Genomic DNA, 18,719 nt, shown 5'->3' with positions numbered 1-18,719 from the left:
TTATTTTACTGATGGTTTACGAAGGTAACCGTAAACGACACCACTAACAAGGGCTCCTACCAAGACAGAGACAAGGTAGAGAAGAGCGTTTGAAGTAAGGGCGATAACGAAGATTCCTCCGTGTGGTGCCATGAGTTTGATATTGGCAAGACCAACAAGACCTCCTGCTACAGCAGAACCAAGGATAAAGCTTGGGATAGCACGAGCTGGGTCTGCCGCACCAAACGGAATCGCACCTTCAGTAATGAATGACAAGCCCATAACGATATTTGTCAAACCAGAGTTGCGTTCTTCTTTGGTGAATTTATTCTTGAAGAGGAGGGTTGCAACGAAGATAGCAAGTGGTGGAACCATTCCTCCAGCCATAACCGCTGCCATAGCTACTGAACCACCTGTAGATACTGTTGCTGCAAGAGTACCTGTACCAAAGACGTAAGCTGCTTTATTGACAGGACCACCCATATCCACTGCCATCATTCCACCAAGGACGATACCTAGAAGGACAGCTGAACCACCTTCAAGTCCTGCAAGGAAGTTGTTCATACCAGTGTTGATTGCCGCCATTGGGATATTAACAGCTAGCATAACGAATCCTGTCAGGATTGTTCCAAATAGTGGCAAGAGAAGGATTGATTTTGCACCTTCAAGTGAGCGAGGAACTTTTACATATTTCTTAATCAAGAGAACCAAGGCACCAGCAATAAATCCACCAACAAGGGCTCCAAGGAAACCTGATGACACACCTGCAAGAGCTGAAGTTGCTTCTCCACCCTGAGCGTAAGGGATTTTACCAAAGGCATAACCTTCTTTAGCGATTGCACCTGCTACAAAACCAGCTACCAAACCTGGTTTTTCAGCGATTGAGTAAGCAACATATCCTGCAAACACTGGAAGCATCAAACCGAAGGCTGAGCCACCAATTTTCATGAACATAGAAGCTAGCTCATGGTAAGAGCCAAGATTCCCAAGGCTCTCATTTGGCACACCCAAAGCACCGTCAATCAAGAAAGCAAGTGCAATCATGATACCTCCACCGATAACGAATGGCAACATTTGGGATACACCACTCATCAAGTGTTTGTAGAAGGCACCACCTAAACTTTGTTTTTCGTTAGATGCTGTTGAAGCTTGTACTCCGTTAGCAGCATGGTAGACTTCAGCATTTCCAGAAAGAGCCAAGTTGATCAACTCTTCTGTCTTACGGATACCGTCTGCAACTGGACGATTGACCAAAGGTTTGCCATCAAAACGATCCATTTCAACTGCTTTATCAGCAGCGATGATGACAGCTTTAGCCTTACGAATATCTTCTGCTGTCAATTTGTTGCCAACACCGCTAGCGCCATTGGTTTCAACCTTGATCCCAACACCCATTTCTGCCGCCACCTTTTGAAGAGCTTCTTGGGCCATGTAAGTGTGGGCAATTCCTGTTGTACAAGCTGTAACTGCTACGATGAAATCTGCAGAGTCATTTGTAGGAGCTTGAGCTGGTTCTTGAGCTTTTTCTGAAACTTGGTCAAAGAGTTCAATAACTTGGTCAGCAGATGTTACTTGACGAAGTTTGTCAGCAAAGCCGTCTTTCATCAGGTATTGAGACAATTCGGCCAAGGCTGCTAAGTGAGTGTCATTAGCACCTTCTGGAGCCGCAATCATAAAGAAGAGGTCAGTTGGTTGCCCGTCTAAACTTTCGTAGTCAACACCCTTGTTTGACTTAGCAAAGAGAACTGTTGCTTCTTTAACTGCAGCATTTTTGCTGTGAGGCATTGCAATACCGTCGCCCAAGCCTGTAGAAGTCAAAGCTTCACGCGCTAAAATACCTTCTTTAAAGGTTTCAAAATCCGTCACATATCCATGCTCTACTAGACTATGAATCATTTCTTCAATAGCTGCTATTTTTTCAGTTGCTTGCAAATCGAGCAACATGACATCTTTTCTCAATAAATCTTGAATTTTCATCTTTTTTCTACCTCAACTTTTTTATAAGTTTCTTCAATAAATGCTGCAGTTGCTAAATCATCTGAAAATGTAGTTGCTGTTCCACAAGCCACTCCCCATTTGAAGGCTTCTACTGCGTCTTTTGATTTGACAAATTCACCAGTAAATCCAGCAACCATAGAGTCACCAGCACCTACTGAGTTTTTAACAGTTCCCTTGATCGGTTTAGCAAAGTATGCTCCTTCTGATGTTACTAGAAGAGCTCCGTCGCCAGCCATAGAAATAATAACGTTTTGAGCACCTTTAGCCAGCAATTCTCGAGCGTATTTCTCTATTTCATCAAGGCTTTCAAGCTTGACTCCAAAGATAGCTCCAAGTTCGTGATTGTTTGGTTTGACCAAAAGAGGTTGATAATCTAAACTATCAATCAAGGTTTGACCTTCAAAGTCACAGACTACTTGAGCGCCTGTCTGACGCGTCAAAGCAATTAATTCTTTGTAAATAACATTACCCAAGTTTTTAGCACTCGAACCCGCAAATACAACTGTATCTTCTGCTGTCAGACTTGAAAGAATGGCTTTTAACTCTTCAAGTTGTTCGGGCTCAACATTAGGTCCTGTCCCATTGATTTCTGTTTCTTGGTCAGCTTTAATCTTAACATTGATACGCGTATCTTCTGCCACTTGGACAAATTGCGTTTCAATTTGTTCTTCAGCTAAAGTATCTGTGATAAATTTTCCAGTAAAGCCTCCGATGAAACCTGTCGCTGTATTTGGAATATCCAAACGCTTCAAGACACGGCTGACATTGATACCTTTACCACCAGCAAACTTATCATCACTATCCATACGATTGACACTACCTACTTCTACTTTATCCAAACGGACAATGTAGTCAATAGATGGATTTAGCGTGACTGTATATATCATACCTCTATTACCTCCGTTTTCTCTTTGATAGCAGACAAGAGCTCGTGACCCTTGCTTGTAATGACAATAGCTCGTTTGATAGGGGCAACCTTAGCGAAGCAAGACTGACCAAGCTTGGACGAATCCGCTAATACATAAGTCTGTTTAGCATTTTCTAAGATAGCACGTTTGACAGCTCCCTCCTCCATATCAGGAGTTGTATAGTAACCTTCATCGACACCATTCATTCCGATAAAGGCACGATCAAAGTGTAGTTGGTTAATCTGGTTAAGTGCTACTCCTCCGATACTGGCATCCGTTGTCATCTTAACACCACCACCGATAATGACTGTTGGGATTTGCTTATCCACCAATTGAACTGCATGGTGAATGGAATTGGTCACTACAGTAATGTCTTTTCTCTCCAATTCGTTAATGAGAAAGGCTGTCGTACTTCCTGCATCCACAAAGATAACATCCTTCTCTTTGATGAGAGAAGCTGCCTTTTGAGCAATTAACTTTTTCTCTTGAAGGTTTTTGAAAGATTTTTCTTGAATGGTTTCTTCTTCTTGCAAGGAATGAGGCAACTCTGCTCCTCCATGAACTCGACGAAGTTTATTTTCAGACTCCAATTCATCTAAATCACGTCTAACTGTTGATTCTGAAGTCTCTAGCATGCCTACTAATTTCTCAAGCGAGACGATTTTATGCTGTTTCAATTCTTCTAAAATGAGCTTTTTTCTTTCACTTTTTAGCATTATTTCACCTCCTGTGAACGATTACATGATTTATTCTATCATAAAAAATATCAAAGTCAAGCATTTTTTGTCATTTTCTTTCATTTTCTATCACTCTTCTTTTTACTTCAAATAAATTTGCAAGAAATAAGGCTTTATGGTAGACTAGGTTAGTAAGTATTGGAAGATTACTCAAGAGGCTTAAGAGGCCGTGTTGGAAACGCGGTAGGCGTGTGAAAGCGTGCGTGGGTTCGAATCCCATGTCTTCCGTTTACATTAAAAAAGATACCCAAGAATTTTTGGGTATCTTTTTCCTTTATTGTAGACCAATGCTCAAAATATCCCTTGTAGTTCTACTAGATGAATGTGCATCTTAAAAAATATCAAAGAGCAATTTCACATTCAGAATCGTTAAGATAATGGAAACAATATAACCGAGGATCGTATTCCATTTGGCATTGGTAAATTCTCCCATCAGTGATTTCTTAGAAGTTAGATAAATCAGTGGGAAGATTGAAAATGGAAGAGCAATCGAAAGAAAGACCTGTGAATAAACCAATAACTGATCCAAAGTTTTTTCCTGATGGCCGAATAAAACAGCAACGATTATGACTGGTAGCAAGGCAAAGAGACGAGTTGCCAAACGAATGAACCACTGAGGCAATCTCATATGCAAGAAACCTTCCATAACGATTTGTCCAGTCAAGGTACCCGTAATTGTCGAATTTTGACCACTGGCTAATAAAGCCAAGGCAAACAAGGTTGATAAGGTCGAACTGGCTATTGCACCTGCTATTGTAGAATCCTGCAAGGCATTATACATTTGAGAAAAGGCAGAAATTTCAGATGCATGTCCGAAAAAGAGGGCTGCCCCTAAAATCAATAGAAGAGAGTTAACGATGAAGGCCAAAGACAGTTGAAGATTCGAATCCCAGGTCATAAAACGAACTGCTTTACGAACATCATTCTTGTCCTTGTGGTTGATTTTCCGAGTCTGAGACAAGGAAGAGTGTAAATACAAGTTATGTGGCATCACTGTCGCACCCACGATACCTAGCGCCAAGGTTAATTGACTTTCATGCCCTGGCAGAGGACTCTCAAATAAGGTTGCATTTGGCAGATAACCTTCGGCGATTCCTTGGAGACTTGGATGTGACAAGGCTACTAGATAAGTAAAAATGGCCAAAATCGTTAAAATCAGCGTTGTCACGATAGCTTCTATCTTCTTAAAGCCAAATTTCATTAGAAGTAATAAGAGAAAAACATCCAAAACGGTCAGGAGAATTGCAGCCATAATCGGTATTTTAAAGAGAAGATTAAGGGCAATTGCAGAGCCTAGTACTTCTGCTAAGTCTGTTGCCATCAAGGCCAATTCCAATATCACCCATAGGCTATACCGAAGCCATTTTGGCGAGTGATGAGCCGTTACTTGTGCCAGGTCCATTTGGGTTACAATCCCCAGTTTTCCTGCCATCTGCTGAAGTTGCATAGCAATAAGTGACGAAATCAAGATAACAAATAAGAGACTGTACTTATAGGATGCTCCTCCAACCACGCTGGTTATCCAGTTTCCTGGATCCATATACCCTACAGCCACAAGGGCTCCGGGTCCCAAGAAGGCCTTTAAATTTTGCCAGAAATGATTGTTATTTGGTGTATCGATAGATTGGTTGATCTCAGAAAGTGAAACTTTTTTATGAGACGACATTTCTCACTACCTCTTTCTAAACCTACCCTTTCATCGCTTATCATTACTGAAAGATAATCTAAAATTACAAGATACTGAAAATGAATGTAAAAATCGCCAATCATTTTCATTATTTTTCTTAAGGCACCTTAATTATAACACAAAATATGATAAAAACTTAAGAAAATTCAGGACTTGATTAGAGGTTTAGGATACAACGGAATGTTGTATCCTTTTTGTAAAAAGGAATACCAAGGAATACCAAAGAACAAAATAAAAAACGCTGTAATTACAACGTTTTAGAAAGGAATGCAAAAGAATGCAAAAGAATAATGGAGCCGGTGGGAGTCGAACCCACGTCCAAACATCTGCTAACATATTTGTCTACAACCATAGGTTATGTATTGTTTTAACAGCTCCTCGACACATAACTCAAGCCTAGGAACTGCGAGTCTATCAATCTCTTACCAAACTGCTAGACAAAGTTTGATCGTATCTCGCTAATCATAAGACCCATCATCAGACACGAGCAATCCGAATCGGGTCACGCCTGCTGGTTTTTAGGCAGCTAGAGCGTAAGAAGTGTTATTTTTTGCAGTTATATTTAACTGAGCGTTTACGTCGCCACACGAGTTGCAAAATATGCCTCATAATGCCTGTCGAATCCGTAACGACCCCAAAAGACTATAAAGATATTATACCTTATCTAGGTTAAAAAAGCAAAAAAGCAAGTAGATGTCTAGAAAATACTAGTTTTCAAAGTTTCTGATAGGGCCTGATAGCCAGAAACGCTGAGGTGAAGCCCGTCCGTTGTATAGTCTGATTTGAGTTGTCCTTCTTGATCGAGTAGGTTCTCAAAAACAGGCACATATTCTACCTGCATGTAGGCAGAAGCTAGTTCTTGATAGGCTTGGTTCCAGGCCTTGATTTTCTCATTTGTACGAATATAAACTGTCTGTTTGTACTCTTCCCCTTGATGAACTGGCAGAATGGAAACTAGCTTAATCTGTGACAGCGGATAGTCACGGGAAATACTCTGAATCACACTTTCAAGATTCGCTAGTGCTTGACTCATTGGAACATCTTTCCCGATGTCATTTGTCCCAATCAAAAGAACAATTTGATCCACCGCATCCCCATAGAGGTGGGCATCAAGGTTATCTAGTAAAAGTCCAGTCTGATAGCCTCGGATCCCTCTATTCACAATGGTCTTTGTTGTCCCTAGTAATTCTTGCAAGGGATAATATTCAACAATAGAATCTCCGATAAAGATAATATCTGGTTCAATTACCGAGATTTGATTCAGTTCACGATACTTGGTTTGAATTTTTTCCTGCTCTTTTAAAAGCCAGTTTTCTAATAGCTGTACTGCCAAGTTATTCTCCTTTTTCTAGCCAGTTTTCTAAAACTTGGTAAACACCTGCCTGACTATTTGCTGGTGCTACTTCTGTCGCAATCTCCTTGACCCTCTCCTCTGCATTTTCCATGGCATAAGAAATTCCCGCCATTTCTAACATTTCAATGTCATTTTCACTATCTCCAAAGGCCATGATTTGTTCAGGTTTCAAGTCCCAACGTTTGAGCAATTCCTCTAAGCCCCAAGCCTTATGAATGCCATCTTGCAAGATATCAATGCAGCCATATCCACTAGAAACAGCTCGGACACGACCATCAAACAAGTCATTAACTTCTTGCAAAACCGAATCCAAACGCTCTTCACCGACTACCATGCTCATCTTGAGAACGCCACCGAAGAGACTGGAGTCAAATTCATCAACAAAGTTCATGCGTTGATAGAGCTTTTTAATCATCTCTGGTGTCATAAATTTATCAAGTTCTGTAAAAACTGTACCTTCCTTGACAAAACCACCATTCATAGCAGTTACAACAAACTGATCTTGGCATTCTCTGCCTTTGAAATGAGTCAAAGCTTTATCAACCATATCGTCATCCCAAGTTTGTGCTTGAAGTAATTCATTGTTTTCAAATATCCGAGCGCCGTTAGCAACTACGAGAACTACTCTATCTGCCAGATGTCCCAGTAATTGACGCATACGATGAATTTCATTTCCTGTTGCAATGACAAAACGAACTCCACGTTGGTCTAACTGATCTAAAATTTTCTCTAGGCGCGGAAGATCCAGTTGGCCTCTAGGATCTAACAAGGTTCCATCCATGTCTGTCGCAATAACTTTAATCTCCATCTCTTTCCTCTCACTCTCAATGACTACCATTTCAAACCAACATGCTCATTCATTTCTTTATAAGCCGTGTCTATCCGTTCCTTGGTATCTTCATCTAACTGACTTCGGTATTTCCCACCCTCAATGAAATCATCTAAAATATAGGTCTGGTACAGATAGAGTGGATATCCTTCGGGAGAATAAGTCCCTTTTGGTGTTCTATTGACCCAGGTAGGATGAGCTTGAGCTGTCTCGATTGTAGTCTTACCTGCCTTTTTCTTAATGGTCACATCCATGAGAACGCCACGTTCTGTCCATTTTGCATTTTCCTCATCTTGCATGGTTTCAATTCGCTGATTTGATAGGAAATTCCCCATAGAATAGATGATGAGTTTCTTATCTCCATTTTTTTCAACTGTTTCAGCTGGTTCAACAACGTGTGGGTGTCCACCGAAGATAATATCAGCTCCCCAATCGATCATTTTATGGTAGAGTTCCTTTTGCTCTGCTGTTGGTTCCAATTGATACTCAATTCCCATCTGAGGCATGACGACGGTTATGTCTGCTTCTTTTTCAGCTCGTTCAATTTCTGCCTTCATTTTTTCTTCATTGAGGTCAGAAAGATGATTATCATAGTCTTCTTTGGAAATGTATTCTTCAATACCGTTAAAACCATAAGAATAGGCCAAAAGGGCAACTTTAATCCCATTTACTTCCTTGATGACTATTGGCGCTTTGTCTCGTGGTTCATGGGTGTAGACTCCGATTGGTGTCATTCCAGCTTTTTCAATAGCATCCGCAGTTGAGATAACTCCCTCAATCTGAGAATCCAAGATATGATTATGAGCCAAGTCTAGCACTTGGTATCCAGCATCCTTTATAGCATCCATGACTTCTCCAGGTGCATTAAATAAGGGATAACCCGCAAGATAGTGGTCTTTATTTACAGTTCCTTCAAAGTCGCCAATAACTAGATCTGCTTGCTTGAACCAAGGTTTTACATACTCAAAGTTTTCATGGAAGTCATAAGTGCCATCTTCTTTTAGGGCAGTTCTATAAATCGGAATATGGTAAAGGAGGTCACCATTTGCCATGATACGCACACTTGTTTCTTCTTCCGATACAGAATTCTTCTCTTTAGAATCCGAATTCTGACTCACTGTAGTTGCATTACTATTTCCCAATGGAACTCCCTTAATCCCTTGGGTTAATAAGGTTAAGGCCATCGAGAAAGCAACAACAATCAATAAAACCACAATAACTGTTTTATTGCTCCAATGTCGGTAATTTTTGAAAAATTGGATAGACTCTTTGACAACTGGTATGCCTGATTGCTTTTGTTTTCTTCTGCTACGTTTTTCCATATCTATTCTCCTTGCTTTTTGATGCAAGTCTCCTTACCTTATTATACCACAGACAAATAGCTATTTCCCTTTATGAGCAACTTCTGTGACTTTCTTTCTCAACTATTTTGTGTTATCATGGAATTGTAATGGAAGGAAGGAGAGAAAATGTCTGCTATAGAACGTATTACAAAAGCTTCACATTTAATCGACATGAAAGATATTATCCGCGAGGGCAATCCAACCCTACGAGCTGTCGCTGAGGAAGTGACTTTCCCATTGAGCGATCAAGATATCATCCTTGGTGAGAAAATGATGCAATTTTTAAAACACTCACAAGACCCAGTTATGGCTGAAAAGTTAGGGCTACGTGGAGGAGTTGGGCTTGCAGCACCACAGCTCGATATCTCAAAACGCATCATCGCCGTGCTGGTACCAAATATCACTGAGGAAGGTGAAACACCTCAAGAAGCCTATGACTTACAGGCTATTATGTACAATCCTAAAATTGTTTCACACTCAGTACAAGATGCTGCTCTAGGCGAAGGAGAAGGTTGCTTGTCTGTTGACCGTGCCGTTCCAGGCTATGTTATCCGCCACGCTCGAGTAACTGTCGACTACTTTGACAAGGATGGCGAAAAGCATCATATCAAGCTAAAAGGCTACAACTCTATCGTTGTTCAACATGAAATTGACCACTTAAATGGTGTCATGTTCTACGACCGTATCAACGAAAAAGATCCTTTCGCAGTCAAAGAAGGTTTACTCATTTTGGAATAAAGAAAATCCCGTTCGACAACGGGGTTTTATGTTATAATAGAGCCATGAAAACAAATGATATTGTCTATGGCGTTCACGCCGTTACTGAAGCACTGTTAGCAAATACTGGAAACAAACTCTATCTCCAGGATGATTTACGAGGTAAGAATGTAGAAAAAGTCAAGGAATTGGCTACTGAAAAGAAAGTATCTATCTCTTGGACTTCAAAAAAATCACTTTCCGAGATGACTGAAGGGGCTGTCCACCAAGGCTTCGTTTTACGTGTTTCTGAATTTGCCTATACTGAACTTGAGCAGATTCTCGCTCAGACTCGTCAAGAAGAAAACCCACTCCTATTGATTCTGGATGGACTAACGGACCCTCATAACTTAGGTTCTATCCTAAGAACGGCAGATGCAACTAATGTTTCAGGTGTTATTATTCCAAAACATCGAGCTGTTGGTGTGACACCCGTAGTTGCAAAGACAGCCACTGGTGCGATTGAGCACGTTCCTATCGCTCGCGTGACCAATCTCAGCCAAACCTTGGACAAACTGAAAGAAGAAGGCTTTTGGACTTTTGGAACGGATATGAATGGAACTCCTTGCCATAAATGGAATACCAAAGGAAAAATAGCCCTCATTATCGGGAATGAAGGTAAGGGTATCTCTAGCAACATCAAAAAACAAGTGGACGAGATGATTACCATTCCTATGAATGGCCACGTACAGAGTCTCAATGCAAGCGTTGCTGCTGCTATTCTTATGTACGAAGTCTTCCGCAATCGATTATAAAAAGTTTCCAATCATCTGATTGGAAACTTTTTTAGTTGTGTTCAGTAATATATTTATAGGCTTCTTGGCCTGCAATAGCACCATCTCCAACTGCTGTTGTGACTTGGCGAAGATCTTTCTGACGAACATCCCCAACTGCAAAGACACCTGCAACACTTGTCTTCATGTGGTCATCTGTCACAATCCAACCGGACTCATCTTGGATTTGTAAATCTTTTGTAAAATCGCTAACTGGATCTAAACCAACGTAGATAAAGACTCCTCCAAAGGCCTGTTCAGTCACTTGATTTGTTTTAACATTTTCAATCACAACCGACTCAACACGATTTTCACCCTTGATTTCTTTAACGACTGAATCCCAAATGAAGTTGATCTTTTCATTAGCAAAGGCGCGGTCTTGCAAGACTTTTTGTGCACGAAGTTTATCACGACGGTGAACGATGGTTACAGATTTTGCAAACTGAGTTAGAAAAATAGCTTCTTCAACAGCCGAATCTCCTCCACCTACAACCAACAAATCTTGGTCACGGAAAAAGGCTCCATCACAAACCGCACAGTAAGAAACCCCACGGCTATTCAGTTCTTCTTCACCTAGAACTCCCAAGAGACGATGTTTTGAACCAGTCGCTACGATGACTGTGCGAGTTTCAAACTCTTCATCATCTGTGATTACTTTCTTAATATCACCGTGGTCCTCAATCTTTTCCACAAAGCCATAGAGATGCTCAACACCTAGATTTTCAAGAGGTTCAAACATCTTTTCTGCTAATTCAGGTCCACTAATATTGGCATAACCTGGATAGTTTTCAATGTCAGAGGTATTGTTCATCTGACCGCCAGGAAGGCCACCTTCAATCAAAGCAACTTTGAGATTGCTGCGAGCTGCATACAAGGCTGCAGTCATCCCAGCAGGACCTGCACCGATAATAATCGTATCGTACATTCTATTTCCTTCTTTCTTGTTGTAACTATTCTTATTCTAACGGATAAAACCCTATTTGACAACTATTAAGCCTTGAGAACCAACAAGATGCTCATGGTTGCAAAAGACAATACTGGAATTGTTAGAACTCCAATCATAATCATATCATAGAGGTGAGCCTGACGCTCCTTAGCAGTTTTATCCACACCTGATAGAGCTCTTAAACCAATCCAAATCCCTAAGACAAGTAAGACTAGTAAAATGGTCAAAACTAAACTCTCTAAATACAAAGCAAATAGCTGAACTAGCATGCTCTCTCTCATTTCTATTATTTTTAAAGAGCAAACCCAGTTAGCTTAGCCAACTGAGTTTTTCTTATCTTCTATTATATCAAATATAGGTCCGTTTGTAACTAGCAAAGAACTCTTTTGTTCGTTCTTCTTTTGGGTGGTTAATAATCTCATCAGGAGTTCCAGTCTCGATAATTTTTCCTTTATCCAAGAATAAAACCTTATCAGCTACTTGAGCAACAAATGACATATCGTGACTAACCAAAACCATGGTTTGACCTGATTTAGCGGCATTGACGATCGATTTTTCTACCTCACCAACCAATTCTGGGTCCAGTGCTGAAGTTGGTTCATCCAAGAGTAAGACGTCTGGTTTCATGGCTAGAGCACGCGCTATTGCGACCCGTTGTTTTTGCCCCCCTGACAAGTGACGTGGATAATGCTGTTCACGATCAGAAAGCCCAACCTTAGCCAACTCTTCTTTAGCAATCTTAGTTGCTTCTTCGTCTGATAGTTTTTTAACGACAACCAGGCCTTCCTTGACATTATCAAGAGCTGTTCTGCGTTCAAACAAATTGAATTGTTGGAAAACCATGGACAGTTTACGACGAAGAGTCAGAATTTCCTCTTGAGTAATTTGAGAAAAATCGACTTTAAAGTCATCAATCTGAATACTTCCGCTATCAGGAGTTTCTAGATAATTGAGACTACGGAGAAAGGTTGATTTCCCAGCCCCTGAAGAACCAATCAAGGCAACAACCTCTCCTTTTTGAATATCTAAATTCAGATGATCTAAAACGGTTTGACCTGAAAAGGACTTGCTTAAATTTGAAATTTTAATCATTAGCGAAGCTCTCCTTTCACATCTGTTTCGATAGTATCTGGCGCGGAAATAGCCATTTTTCTTTCAATAAAGCGACCAAGATTTTCAATAGCGATATTTACCACCCAGTATACAAGGGCAACTGAGATAAAGCGTTCAAAGTAGCGATAGTCTGCACCACCCAAAATCTGAGCTTGAGCAAAGATTTCTACAACACCTGCACTAAAGGCTAGAGACGTTCCCTTGGTCAAGCCAATCAAGGAGTTAATCAAGGTTGGAGTCGCTACTACCGCTGCATTTGGAATAATAACTCGACGATAAACTTGTGCACGTGTCATACCAAGACTACGAGCGGCTTCAATCTCACCTGGATTTACAGAAAGAATTGCCGCACGGAGAGTTTCGCTGGCATAGGCTGCTTCATTAAAAGCAAAGGCCACAATCGCAAATGTTGCTGCTGGAATAGCATTAATGTTTAGAGAAGTTCCCCATTGTTGATTCAATGCTTTCAGAGCTAAGGGAATCCCGTAATAGGTCAACATCAGTTGAACTAAAATTGGAGTTCCTTTTAGGAAACTAACAAAAAAGGCTTGTACTGGGTATATAAATCGAACTCGGTTGATTTTTACAATGGCAAAGACTAGGGCTAGCATGATTCCAAAAAAGGCACCAAATACTGTTAACATCAATGTTGTAGGTAATTGCTGTAGAATTCTTGGAATCCCATCAAAAACCGAACGCCAACTAAACAGTTTGCCATCCGGGATATATTGCATCAAATTTTGATACCAATCAGATGCTAAAATCGTTGTAACATTCATAGAAACATCCTCTCAAGATAATGATTCATTCTATCATACTTATGCTCTAATTAAAAATATTTGCTACGAGCATATCAGACTTCATCTATCTTCTAGTTTATCATACTTTAAAAGTAGGAGGTTATATATTTTAACTATCAAGGAGATAGAAAAAAACTAATTCAAATCCAAGTTGCTGTATGTTTTACGATAGCCAATTTGTTTTACAGCACCATTTTCAACTAGTATTGGACGTTTTAACAACATACCATCACTGGCCAAGAGTTTGGCTGCTTCTTTCTTGGATAAAGTTCCAACCTTATCTTTCAATCCTAGTTCACGGTATTTGATTCCACTAGTGTTGAAAAATTGCTTCAATTCAAATCCCGAAGTTTCGAGCCAGTTTAAAATAACCTTTTCACTCGGAGTTTCTTCTACGATATGAACATCCTTATATTCTAGTCCAAGTTGATCTAACTCTTTCTTTGCTTTTTTACAAGTTGTACATTTTGGGTATTCGATAAATTCTAACATCTTCTTCTCTTTCTATTATTTCTTCTCTTTAAATGCCGCACCTTCATGTCTCAAGAGCCAAGCCTTCTTTTCGAGTCCCCAAGCATAGCCTGTCAGACGGCCTCCAGCACCTAGCACACGATGACAGGGTACAAGGATAGACCAGGGATTGCGACCTACTGCTCCTCCAACTGCCTGAGCAGAAGCTACCTGCAAGTCCTTGGCTATTTGTCCATAAGTAACAGTCATACCAAAAGGAATTCCAAGCAAATAGTTCCAAACTCTTTTTTCAAAGTCACTTCCGACAAGAGCTAAGGGCAATTCAGACAAGTCCGGATCTTGCCCCTTAAAATAGCTATCTAAATAGGAAATGATTTGATTTAAAATAGGATGACTTTCAACGACAGTTACAGCTTTTTCAGATAATTCTCTCTCAAAATCGCTCTCTTCTTCGACCCATATCCCAAACAGATAATGGTTATCAGCTATCAGAGATAAGGTGCCAATCGGAGAACTGTACAGCATCTTTACATACTTTTTAGACATTTGATTTTAATTTCTGATAGGCCAAACGTTCCCCGTCTACAGGAACTTTCCCAACTTGTTTAAAGCCAAGCTTCTCAAAAATATGCTGCATGACTTTATTTTGATCGTGTGTATCAGAACGAAAATCTAGGTAATCAAAGCCTTCAATCAAGCCTTCCAAGAAGGTCTGAGCAACACCTTGTCCTTGCACATCACTGGCAACTGCAATACGGTGAAATACTAAGTATTCTGCTTCTTTTCCTTCCCAGTTGCCATCATAAATAGCTTCATAAGCTTTTTCTGGGCTCTTGGTTACTGCTGCATAGGCTAAGAGCTCTCCTTCTTCCAAAGCGACATAGGCTTGCCCAGAGATAATATCGTCAATAATCGTGTCCGTATTTGGATAGCCATTTTGCCACTGGGTGCTCCCAGCATCTGCCAAGCATTTCTTGGCTTCCTCAATCACTTGCATAATTGCATCAACTTCATTTGGAAAGGCTAAGCGAATCTCCATCATCTATCCTCGTTTCATACTATTTTCTCTCATCATAGCATAATTTATTTCTTTCTACAAGCACTTGAAACTTGACTTATCATTTTTAATGTTTTATAATCTAGTTATGAAAACTAGATAAAAGGAGTTGGAAATGAAAACTACTTTTTCCTATCCAAAATGGGAAGAAATTCCAAATATCAATCTCTATCTGGACCAGGTCCTACTCTATGTCAATCAAATCTGTCCCCCAGTTTCTCCCGATAAAGAGAAAGGTCTGACAGCTTCTATGGTCAATAACTATGTCAAACACGGCTATCTGACGAAACCTGAAAAGAAAAAATACCAACGGAAACAAATCGCCCGTTTGATTGCTATTACAACTCTTAAGTCCGTTTTTTCGATCCAAGAAATTGCCCAAACCCTTAATACCCTACACACAGATGCTCACTCAGAAGAACTCTACAATGCTTTTGTGGATTATATGAACGAAGACATTGACCCAGACAATCCTATTATTCAAGCAAGTTGTCAAACAGTCAAACTCTATCATCAAACACTAGCACTCGTTTACACAGAATCTGAAAAGGAGGAACCAAATGAATACTAGTTTCAAACTTAGTAAACGCCTTAGTTTTGGAGAAGAAATTGCTAACAGTGTCACTCACGCTGTCGGTGCATTGGTGATGCTCATCTTACTTCCCATTTCATCAACCTACAGTTATGAAGCTCACGGATTCTTATCATCCATCGGTGTTTCGATTTTCGTTATTAGCCTCTTTCTCATGTTCTTATCATCAACTATTTATCATTCGATGGCTTATGGTTCGACTCACAAGTATGTCCTACGTATTATTGACCATTCCATGATTTATGTTGCCATTGCAGGTTCTTATACTCCTGTCGTTTTGACTCTGATGAATAACTGGTTTGGATATCTCATTATCGCCATTCAGTGGGGAACGACCATCTTTGGCATCCTCTATAAAATCTTTGCCAAGAAAGTCAATGAAAAATTTAGTCTCATTCTCTACCTCATCATGGGGTGGCTAGTCTTGGCTATCCTACCAGCAATCATCAGCCAGACAACTCCTATCTTCTGGAGCCTCATGGTATCTGGTGGACTCTGTTACACAGTTGGAGCTGGTTTTTACGCGAAGAAAAAACCATACTTCCACATGATTTGGCATCTGTTTATCTTAGCAGCTTCAGCTTTGCAATATATCGCTATTGTTTATTATATGTAAAAAAGAGGCTGGAACAAAAGTCCTAGCCTCTCAATTGTCTTTGGATTGTCGAGCAAGACGCAGTGGTTGAGTGGGCTCTACTACGCTGATTTCATCAGCTTTTATAGCCCTACTCAACTGTGCGGAGGTGGGACGACGAAATCGAATTCTAACGGATTACCGATTTCTGTCCCACTCTCTTTTTTATTTGCACATATCGATAAAGTACTGGTGTAAGCGAACATCGTTTGTCAATTCCGGATGAAATGAGGTCACTAGCATATTTTTTTCTCGTGCTGCAACGATTTGATCATGCACTACTGCTAGAACATCAACATCTTTACCAACTTCACGAATAATAGGGCCTCGGATAAAGGTCATGGGAATGTTACCAACCCCCTTGCAGTCAGCTTCTGTATAAAAACTTCCTAACTGACGTCCATAAGCATTGCGCTCTACTAGGATATCCATCGTCGCTAAATGACTTTCCTCCTGAGAAGTGATTTGTCTCGCTAGCAAGATCAAACCAGCACAAGTTCCAAAAACCGGTAAACCTTTGAGAATAGCTTCTCTTAGGGGAGTCAACATCTGCTGATCTCGCAGCAATTTTCCCATAGTTGTAGACTCACCTCCTGGCAAAATCAAACCTGATAAGGAGTTCTGATGTTTCTGAAAATCTTCTAGGTTTCGCAGCTCAACGCTTTCCACTCCTAGTTTATCAAGCACTTTCTCATGTTCCACAAAGGCACCTTGCAAGGCCAAGATTCCGATTTTCATCTATTTTCCTCGCTCAGCCATGAGAATTTGGATTTCATTCTCATTGATACCAACCATAGCTTCTCCCAAGTCTTCCGAGATCTCAGCTAGCATTTGAGGATTCTGATAATTTGTAACAGCCTTGACAATTGCTGCAGCCCGTTTGACAGGATCACCTGACTTGAAAATCCCTGAGCCAACAAAGACCCCTTCAGCACCAAGTTGCATCATAAGAGCAGCGTCCGCTGGTGTTGCAACCCCCCCAGCTGCAAAGTTGACAACTGGTAATTTTCCATTTTCGTGGACATATTGAACTAATTCTACAGGGACTTGCAAGTCCTTGGCAGCAACGTATAACTCGTCCTCACGGAGATTTTGAATGCGGCGAATTTCTTGATTCATCATACGCATATGGCGAACCGCCTGAACGATATCTCCTGTTCCTGGTTCTCCTTTGGTACGAATCATTGAAGCACCTTCAGCGATACGACGCAAGGCTTCTCCTAAGTCTTTAGCACCACAAACAAATGGAACTTGAAATTCTTTCTTGTCTACATGGAAGCGGTCGTCAGCTGGTGATAACACTTCACTCTCATCAATATAGTCAATCTCGATTGCTTCTAAAATTTGAGCTTCAACAAAATGCCCAATTCGAACCTTAGCCATAACTGGAATGCTGACAGCTTCTTGGATTTCCTTAATCATCTTTGGATCACTCATACGGGATACACCACCCGCTGCACGAATATCAGCCGGGATTCGCTCCAAAGCCATTACCGCTGCTGCACCTGCAGCCTCTGCAATTCTTGCTTGTTCAGGGTTTTGAACATCCATGATAACGCCGCCCTTGAGCATCTGTGCCAAATTCTTATTTAATTCATAACGATTTTCAGTCATTTCTTCTTCCTCAATAGTTTTATTGGTAGCTACACTTTTATTGTAAGATAGAAATGACTACATAACAAGATTAAAAAAGTTCAGTTGTCCGGGTACAATTATCGTAAACCAAAAAAAGCACCCATATAGGGTACTTTTATTTCTTAGATTTTTTAATGCTTTTCACAAGATAAAACAGATATCCTGAAATCAGATAAGCTACAAAGATAGTGGCTGCCCATTTAAAGACAAAGCCCCAACCATGTTTGCTAGCATTCAGAAAGAAATAAGGGAAGGGACTATCCTTGGCATTAGGGACATCCATCTTTAGAACAAAACCGTTTAAGATGGCAAATCCCATATATAGCAGAGGTAAGACTGTCCATACAATGGGATCAAACCACTTATATTGACGACTCTTATCAAAAATAATTGTATCTGCTAAAAACCAGAGAGGGACAATATAATGGCAAAGGAAGTTTTCCAAACGGTAAAAATCTGTCGTCAAGGGAGCTAGCATGAAATGATAGATGACACAAGTAATCATAATACTCATAGTGACACCACCTTTGAGTCGCAAAATACCTGGACTCTGCCAACTATCACCGCCACTACGCATCTTGAACAAAAGATAAGCTGTAAAGAGTACAACCAAAAGGTTGGAAAGGACTGTATAGTAGAGCAACATCCCTAAACCACCGCGTTTGGTAATCTCCAAGTATACACCAGTAAAGGCTGCTATAAATAAAAAGATACGGCTATAAAATATTACTTTTTCATTTTTAATCATGATTAAATCTTCTTCACAAATTCTGATTTAAGCTTCATAGCTCCAAAACCATCAATCTTACAATCGATATTATGGTCACCCTCTACAATACGGATATTTTTCACACGAGTTCCTTGTTTGAGGTCTTTAGGAGCCCCTTTGACCTTAAGGTCCTTAATCAAGGTAACTGTATCTCCATCAGCTAATTTATTTCCATTTGCATCGATAGCAACAATACCTTCTTCTGCTTCAACTTGTTCAGCAGGATTCCATTCATAAGCACATTCTGGGCAGATAAGAAGTGCACCATCTTCATATACATATTCTGAATTACATTTTGGGCAATTTGGTAGTTGACTCATGTTATCTCCTTATACATT

The 18,719-nt window shown here is 40.3% G+C and carries 22 protein-coding genes, 1 tRNA gene and 1 other RNA gene; 5 read left to right on the top strand and 19 right to left on the bottom strand.

Annotated features, from left to right (window positions below):
• The 3 genes from ACVC7R_RS07865 to ACVC7R_RS07855 are packed head-to-tail and all read right to left on the bottom strand — an operon-like array spanning nucleotide 1 to nucleotide 3,601.
• A complete protein-coding gene (locus ACVC7R_RS07865) occupies nucleotides 1-1,956 on the bottom strand; it encodes a PTS fructose transporter subunit IIABC (RefSeq protein ID WP_447264238.1) in 1,956 nt (651 codons plus the stop codon).
• Nucleotides 1,953-2,864 (bottom strand): 1-phosphofructokinase, encoded by a 912-nt coding sequence (gene pfkB, locus ACVC7R_RS07860; RefSeq protein ID WP_447264237.1) that lies wholly within the window; start codon nucleotides 2,862-2,864, stop codon nucleotides 1,953-1,955. The genes ACVC7R_RS07865 and pfkB overlap by 4 nt, the downstream gene beginning before the upstream one ends.
• Nucleotides 2,861-3,601 (bottom strand): DeoR/GlpR family DNA-binding transcription regulator, encoded by a 741-nt coding sequence (locus ACVC7R_RS07855; protein WP_447264236.1) that lies wholly within the window; start codon nucleotides 3,599-3,601, stop codon nucleotides 2,861-2,863. The genes pfkB and ACVC7R_RS07855 overlap by 4 nt, the downstream gene beginning before the upstream one ends.
• A 161-nt stretch (nucleotides 3,602-3,762) precedes the next feature.
• Between ACVC7R_RS07855 and ACVC7R_RS07850 the strand changes: the two genes are divergently transcribed.
• Nucleotides 3,763-3,850 (top strand) — tRNA-Ser (locus tag ACVC7R_RS07850).
• Between the two features lie 103 nt (nucleotides 3,851-3,953).
• Here the strand turns inward: ACVC7R_RS07850 and ACVC7R_RS07845 are convergent.
• The 5 genes from ACVC7R_RS07845 to ACVC7R_RS07825 form a co-directional block, all read right to left on the bottom strand.
• Nucleotides 3,954-5,288: an Nramp family divalent metal transporter gene (locus tag ACVC7R_RS07845; RefSeq protein WP_447264235.1), complete on the bottom strand. Its 1,335-nt coding sequence runs from the start codon at nucleotides 5,286-5,288 to the stop codon at nucleotides 3,954-3,956.
• A 309-nt stretch (nucleotides 5,289-5,597) separates the two neighbouring features.
• Nucleotides 5,598-5,945, bottom strand: a transfer-messenger RNA (tmRNA) gene (ssrA, locus tag ACVC7R_RS07840).
• A 61-nt stretch (nucleotides 5,946-6,006) separates the two neighbouring features.
• Nucleotides 6,007-6,642: an SGNH/GDSL hydrolase family protein gene (locus tag ACVC7R_RS07835; RefSeq protein ID WP_447264234.1), complete on the bottom strand. Its 636-nt coding sequence runs from the start codon at nucleotides 6,640-6,642 to the stop codon at nucleotides 6,007-6,009.
• A 1-nt stretch (nucleotide 6,643) separates the two neighbouring features.
• A complete protein-coding gene (locus ACVC7R_RS07830) occupies nucleotides 6,644-7,471 on the bottom strand; it encodes a Cof-type HAD-IIB family hydrolase (protein WP_447264233.1) in 828 nt (275 codons plus the stop codon).
• 23 nt (nucleotides 7,472-7,494) lie between these two features.
• Nucleotides 7,495-8,814: a CapA family protein gene (locus ACVC7R_RS07825; RefSeq protein ID WP_447264232.1), complete on the bottom strand. Its 1,320-nt coding sequence runs from the start codon at nucleotides 8,812-8,814 to the stop codon at nucleotides 7,495-7,497.
• 147 nt (nucleotides 8,815-8,961) lie between these two features.
• Here ACVC7R_RS07825 and def point away from each other — a divergent pair, with 147 nt between their 5' ends.
• Both def and rlmB read left to right on the top strand, forming a co-directional pair.
• Nucleotides 8,962-9,573 (top strand): peptide deformylase, encoded by a 612-nt coding sequence (gene def / locus ACVC7R_RS07820; protein WP_447264231.1) that lies wholly within the window; start codon nucleotides 8,962-8,964, stop codon nucleotides 9,571-9,573.
• 44 nt (nucleotides 9,574-9,617) lie between these two features.
• Nucleotides 9,618-10,346: a 23S rRNA (guanosine(2251)-2'-O)-methyltransferase RlmB gene (gene rlmB, locus ACVC7R_RS07815; protein ID WP_447264230.1), complete on the top strand. Its 729-nt coding sequence runs from the start codon at nucleotides 9,618-9,620 to the stop codon at nucleotides 10,344-10,346.
• Nucleotides 10,347-10,377: 31 nt separating this feature from the next.
• Here rlmB and trxB read toward each other — a convergent pair whose 3' ends face one another.
• The 7 genes from trxB to ACVC7R_RS07780 all read right to left on the bottom strand — a co-directional run bounded on the left by trxB (nucleotide 10,378) and on the right by ACVC7R_RS07780 (nucleotide 14,733).
• Nucleotides 10,378-11,289: a thioredoxin-disulfide reductase gene (gene trxB, locus ACVC7R_RS07810; RefSeq protein ID WP_447264229.1), complete on the bottom strand. Its 912-nt coding sequence runs from the start codon at nucleotides 11,287-11,289 to the stop codon at nucleotides 10,378-10,380.
• A gap of 65 nt (nucleotides 11,290-11,354) precedes the next feature.
• On the bottom strand, nucleotides 11,355-11,579 hold the full coding sequence (locus ACVC7R_RS07805) for a DUF4059 family protein (protein WP_447264228.1): 225 nt from the start codon (nucleotides 11,577-11,579) through the stop codon (nucleotides 11,355-11,357).
• Nucleotides 11,580-11,658: 79 nt separating this feature from the next.
• Entirely contained in the window at nucleotides 11,659-12,402 is a 744-nt protein-coding gene (locus tag ACVC7R_RS07800; protein ID WP_447264227.1) for an amino acid ABC transporter ATP-binding protein, read from the bottom strand.
• Nucleotides 12,402-13,202, bottom strand: a complete 801-nt coding sequence (locus tag ACVC7R_RS07795; protein WP_447264226.1) for an amino acid ABC transporter permease — start codon at nucleotides 13,200-13,202, stop codon at nucleotides 12,402-12,404. The genes ACVC7R_RS07800 and ACVC7R_RS07795 overlap by 1 nt, the downstream gene beginning before the upstream one ends.
• Before the next feature lie 156 nt (nucleotides 13,203-13,358).
• Nucleotides 13,359-13,715: a Spx/MgsR family RNA polymerase-binding regulatory protein gene (locus ACVC7R_RS07790; protein WP_447264225.1), complete on the bottom strand. Its 357-nt coding sequence runs from the start codon at nucleotides 13,713-13,715 to the stop codon at nucleotides 13,359-13,361.
• Between the two features lie 15 nt (nucleotides 13,716-13,730).
• On the bottom strand, nucleotides 13,731-14,240 hold the full coding sequence (locus tag ACVC7R_RS07785; RefSeq protein WP_447264224.1) for a methylated-DNA--[protein]-cysteine S-methyltransferase: 510 nt from the start codon (nucleotides 14,238-14,240) through the stop codon (nucleotides 13,731-13,733).
• Nucleotides 14,233-14,733 (bottom strand): N-acetyltransferase family protein, encoded by a 501-nt coding sequence (locus ACVC7R_RS07780; protein ID WP_447264242.1) that lies wholly within the window; start codon nucleotides 14,731-14,733, stop codon nucleotides 14,233-14,235. Before ACVC7R_RS07780 ends, ACVC7R_RS07785 begins: the two co-directional genes overlap by 8 nt.
• A 133-nt stretch (nucleotides 14,734-14,866) precedes the next feature.
• Between ACVC7R_RS07780 and ACVC7R_RS07775 the strand changes: the two genes are divergently transcribed.
• Nucleotides 14,867-15,322, top strand: coding sequence for a DUF1836 domain-containing protein (locus ACVC7R_RS07775; protein WP_447264223.1), 456 nt, complete (start codon nucleotides 14,867-14,869; stop codon nucleotides 15,320-15,322).
• Entirely contained in the window at nucleotides 15,312-15,959 is a 648-nt protein-coding gene (trhA, locus tag ACVC7R_RS07770) for a PAQR family membrane homeostasis protein TrhA (RefSeq protein WP_447264222.1), read from the top strand. Before ACVC7R_RS07775 ends, trhA begins: the two co-directional genes overlap by 11 nt.
• A 183-nt stretch (nucleotides 15,960-16,142) precedes the next feature.
• Here trhA and pdxT read toward each other — a convergent pair whose 3' ends face one another.
• The 4 genes from pdxT to ACVC7R_RS07750 all read right to left on the bottom strand — a co-directional run bounded on the left by pdxT (nucleotide 16,143) and on the right by ACVC7R_RS07750 (nucleotide 18,701).
• Nucleotides 16,143-16,715, bottom strand: coding sequence for a pyridoxal 5'-phosphate synthase glutaminase subunit PdxT (pdxT, locus tag ACVC7R_RS07765; RefSeq protein ID WP_447264221.1), 573 nt, complete (start codon nucleotides 16,713-16,715; stop codon nucleotides 16,143-16,145).
• Nucleotides 16,716-17,591: a pyridoxal 5'-phosphate synthase lyase subunit PdxS gene (gene pdxS / locus ACVC7R_RS07760; protein WP_447264220.1), complete on the bottom strand. Its 876-nt coding sequence runs from the start codon at nucleotides 17,589-17,591 to the stop codon at nucleotides 16,716-16,718. It lies immediately after the preceding gene.
• Between the two features lie 136 nt (nucleotides 17,592-17,727).
• Nucleotides 17,728-18,360, bottom strand: coding sequence for a Pr6Pr family membrane protein (locus ACVC7R_RS07755; protein WP_447264219.1), 633 nt, complete (start codon nucleotides 18,358-18,360; stop codon nucleotides 17,728-17,730).
• Between the two features lie 2 nt (nucleotides 18,361-18,362).
• Nucleotides 18,363-18,701, bottom strand: coding sequence for a zinc ribbon domain-containing protein YjdM (locus ACVC7R_RS07750; protein ID WP_447264218.1), 339 nt, complete (start codon nucleotides 18,699-18,701; stop codon nucleotides 18,363-18,365).
• Between the last annotated feature and the right edge of the window lie 18 nt (nucleotides 18,702-18,719).

It is taken from the genome of Streptococcus sp. Z554, assembly GCF_053010305.1.
This window is presented reverse-complemented; position numbering and strand designations above follow the sequence as displayed.

Coding starts and splice junctions, on each gene's coding strand:
- pfkB (WP_447264237.1), bottom strand. CDS start 2,864: ATGATATATACAGTCACGCTAAATCCATCTATTGACTACATTGTCCGT.
- ACVC7R_RS07780 (WP_447264242.1), bottom strand. CDS start 14,733: ATGGAGATTCGCTTAGCCTTTCCAAATGAAGTTGATGCAATTATGCAA.
- ACVC7R_RS07785 (WP_447264224.1), bottom strand. CDS start 14,240: ATGTCTAAAAAGTATGTAAAGATGCTGTACAGTTCTCCGATTGGCACC.
- ACVC7R_RS07755 (WP_447264219.1), bottom strand. CDS start 18,360: ATGATTAAAAATGAAAAAGTAATATTTTATAGCCGTATCTTTTTATTT.
- ACVC7R_RS07825 (WP_447264232.1), bottom strand. CDS start 8,814: ATGGAAAAACGTAGCAGAAGAAAACAAAAGCAATCAGGCATACCAGTT.
- trhA (WP_447264222.1), top strand. CDS start 15,312: ATGAATACTAGTTTCAAACTTAGTAAACGCCTTAGTTTTGGAGAAGAA.
- ACVC7R_RS07750 (WP_447264218.1), bottom strand. CDS start 18,701: ATGAGTCAACTACCAAATTGCCCAAAATGTAATTCAGAATATGTATAT.
- pdxT (WP_447264221.1), bottom strand. CDS start 16,715: ATGAAAATCGGAATCTTGGCCTTGCAAGGTGCCTTTGTGGAACATGAG.
- ACVC7R_RS07845 (WP_447264235.1), bottom strand. CDS start 5,288: ATGTCGTCTCATAAAAAAGTTTCACTTTCTGAGATCAACCAATCTATC.
- pdxS (WP_447264220.1), bottom strand. CDS start 17,591: ATGACTGAAAATCGTTATGAATTAAATAAGAATTTGGCACAGATGCTC.
- ACVC7R_RS07800 (WP_447264227.1), bottom strand. CDS start 12,402: ATGATTAAAATTTCAAATTTAAGCAAGTCCTTTTCAGGTCAAACCGTT.
- ACVC7R_RS07830 (WP_447264233.1), bottom strand. CDS start 7,471: ATGGAGATTAAAGTTATTGCGACAGACATGGATGGAACCTTGTTAGAT.
- def (WP_447264231.1), top strand. CDS start 8,962: ATGTCTGCTATAGAACGTATTACAAAAGCTTCACATTTAATCGACATG.
- rlmB (WP_447264230.1), top strand. CDS start 9,618: ATGAAAACAAATGATATTGTCTATGGCGTTCACGCCGTTACTGAAGCA.
- ACVC7R_RS07775 (WP_447264223.1), top strand. CDS start 14,867: ATGAAAACTACTTTTTCCTATCCAAAATGGGAAGAAATTCCAAATATC.
- ACVC7R_RS07790 (WP_447264225.1), bottom strand. CDS start 13,715: ATGTTAGAATTTATCGAATACCCAAAATGTACAACTTGTAAAAAAGCA.
- ACVC7R_RS07855 (WP_447264236.1), bottom strand. CDS start 3,601: ATGCTAAAAAGTGAAAGAAAAAAGCTCATTTTAGAAGAATTGAAACAG.
- ACVC7R_RS07865 (WP_447264238.1), bottom strand. CDS start 1,956: ATGAAAATTCAAGATTTATTGAGAAAAGATGTCATGTTGCTCGATTTG.
- trxB (WP_447264229.1), bottom strand. CDS start 11,289: ATGTACGATACGATTATTATCGGTGCAGGTCCTGCTGGGATGACTGCA.
- ACVC7R_RS07795 (WP_447264226.1), bottom strand. CDS start 13,202: ATGAATGTTACAACGATTTTAGCATCTGATTGGTATCAAAATTTGATG.
- ACVC7R_RS07805 (WP_447264228.1), bottom strand. CDS start 11,579: ATGCTAGTTCAGCTATTTGCTTTGTATTTAGAGAGTTTAGTTTTGACC.